Origin of the sequence: Mesorhizobium sp. M2A.F.Ca.ET.067.02.1.1 (assembly GCF_004023285.1) — a bacterium.
In the GTDB taxonomy this organism is placed as follows: Bacteria; Pseudomonadota; Alphaproteobacteria; order Rhizobiales; family Rhizobiaceae; genus Mesorhizobium.
Genome location: NZ_RZSB01000867.1, coordinates 1 through 2,268, shown reverse-complemented (window position 1 = coordinate 2,268; position 2,268 = coordinate 1). Strand labels below are relative to the sequence as shown.

The window sequence follows — 2,268 nt, the reverse complement described above, 5'->3', positions numbered from 1 at the left end:
TCCTTGCCGTCGAACTTGATGATGACGTCGCCGGCCTGGACCGTGCCATTGTCGACCGGCCCGCCCTTGATGACGCCGGCGACCAGCGCTCCCTTGGCGGTGGCCATGCCGAGGCTCTCGGCGATGTCGTCCGTCACCGGCTGGATGCGAACGCCCAGCCAGCCGCGCCGCGTCTCGCCATACTGGCGCAGCTGGTCGACGACGCCGGCTGCAAGCTGCGAGGGGATGGAGAAACCGATGCCGATCGAGCCGCCCGACGGCGAGATGATCGCCGTGTTGATGCCAATGACCTCGCCGGCGGCGTTGAACAGCGGACCGCCGGAATTGCCGCGGTTGATGGCGGCGTCGGTCTGGATGAAATCGTCATAGGGACCGGAATTGATGTCGCGGTTGCGCGCCGAGACGATGCCGACCGTCACCGTGCCGCCCAGGCCGAATGGGTTGCCGATCGCCATCACCCAGTCGCCGACTCGCATCTTGGTGGAATCGCCAAATTTCACCGCCGTCAGCTTGTGGCCCTTGGGGTCGACCTTCAGCACCGCGACGTCGGTCTTGGTGTCGGTGCCGACAAGCGTCGCCTTCAGCGTGATACCGTCGGAGAAGTTGACCTCGATGTCGTCGGCATCGGCGATGACATGGTTGTTGGTCACCACGATGCCCTGCTCGGCGTCGATGACGAAGCCGGAGCCGAGCGACTGCACTTTCTGCCCGCCACCGCCCTTGTCGCCGCCGCGGTTCTTGAAAAAATCGTCGAAGAAATCCTGGAATGGCGAGCCCTCGGGCAGTTGCGGCATCGGCACCGCGCCCGGTCCTTCCGTGCCCTTCACCGTCTGCGAGGTCGAGATGTTGACCACCGCGCCGAGCAGGCGCTCGGCGAGATCGGCGACCGAGGACGGTCCGTCGGAGGCGACCGTCGGCGTGACGAAGGACGGAACGGCAACAATGCCGACCGCGAATGCGGTGGCGCCGGCGAAGACCATACGCCGCGCCGCGCGCAACAGGGTGTCGGATATCATCATGGCCTCCAGGTGGTTCTGAAAAGGAAAGGCGCATCCGCAAAGGCGCCTGTCCGGTTCATGTTGGCAAGAAATACGGCACGTTTGCGGCTATAGCTATCGGCGCAAGATAAATCGTCAATCGCTACGGCACCAAGGAATATCATAAGCCGCGGACGAGCCAGACGATGCCGACACCGACGGCGATCGCAACCAGCCCGCCGATCCGCAGCACATTTTCCGGCATCGACAGCACCTCGGCCGCGAGCTTCCGGGCCAAAGCCGGAAACCCGCCATAGACCAGCCCTTCGATCACCAGGACCAGGCCGATTGCCGCCAGAAAATCCTGCACCGCCCGCTACTGGGCGGTGCCGGGTTGGGTCGCAGGCGCGGCGGGAGCCGTCGCAGGCGCGGCCGGTGGCGCGGAAGGGGCCGGGCCGGGCTTGCTGCCAGGATCGCGGAAGTAGCGGAAGAACTCGGACTCGGGCGAGAGCACCATCGTCGTTCCCGTGTTGTCCAGCGCCGTGCCGTAGGCGTTCATCGAGCGATAGAAGTCGAAGAAGGCGGGATCCCGCTTATAGGCGTCCGCGAAGGTCGCGCTGCGCTGCGCCTCGCCCTCACCGCGCAGGATTTCCGATTCCTTCTGCGCCTCGGCGACGATCTCGACGACCTCGCGGTCGGCCCGCGCCCTGATGCGCTGCGCCGCCTCGTTGCCGCGCGCCCTCAGGCGCTCGGCTTCAGCCAGACGCTCGGCCTTCATGCGGTCATAGGTCTGCTGCGAGACCTCCGCCGTCAGGTCGGTCCGGCGGATGCGCACATCCTCGATATCGAGGCCGAGCGAGGTCGCGTCGGGGCGAAGCTGATCGCGCACCTCGCGCATCATGTTGCCGCGCTCTTCCGAAAGAGCTGCCTCAAAGTCGCGCAGGCCGTAGACACGGCGCAGCGCCGCGTCGAGGCGCGTCCTCAGGCGGGCTTCGGCCAATTCCACCTGGCCGGACACAGCCGCGCGGAACGTGCGTGGATCCGAGATCCGGTAAGCGATGAAGGCATCGACCTCGTAGAACTTGCCGCCCGAGACCTGGACGCGGATGTTGTCGAGGTCGAAGCGCATCACGCGCTTCTCGACCATCTGCACGCTGTCGGCGTCGAAGAAGGCGAACGGCGCCTTGAAGTAGATGCCGGGCTCGTTCTTGACGTCGATGATCTCGCCGAACCGCAGCACGATCGCCTGCTGGCCGGCATTGACCACGAACACCGAGGAATAGAGCAGGAA

3 protein-coding genes are annotated in these 2,268 nt (G+C 65.7%); all 3 read right to left on the bottom strand.

Going from position 1 to position 2,268, the window contains the following annotated elements:
- Positions 1-980, bottom strand: a 980-nt coding sequence (locus EOA28_RS32990) for a trypsin-like peptidase domain-containing protein (protein WP_245501653.1), incomplete at its 3' end; no start/stop codon positions are given.
- A gap of 178 nt (positions 981-1,158) precedes the next feature.
- Positions 1,159-1,347, bottom strand: a complete 189-nt coding sequence (locus EOA28_RS32985) for a DUF2065 family protein (protein WP_127251562.1) — start codon at positions 1,345-1,347, stop codon at positions 1,159-1,161.
- Positions 1,348-1,353: 6 nt separating this feature from the next.
- The coding region (locus EOA28_RS32980; RefSeq protein ID WP_148671013.1) for a protease modulator HflC at positions 1,354-2,268 on the bottom strand (915 nt) is incomplete at its 5' end.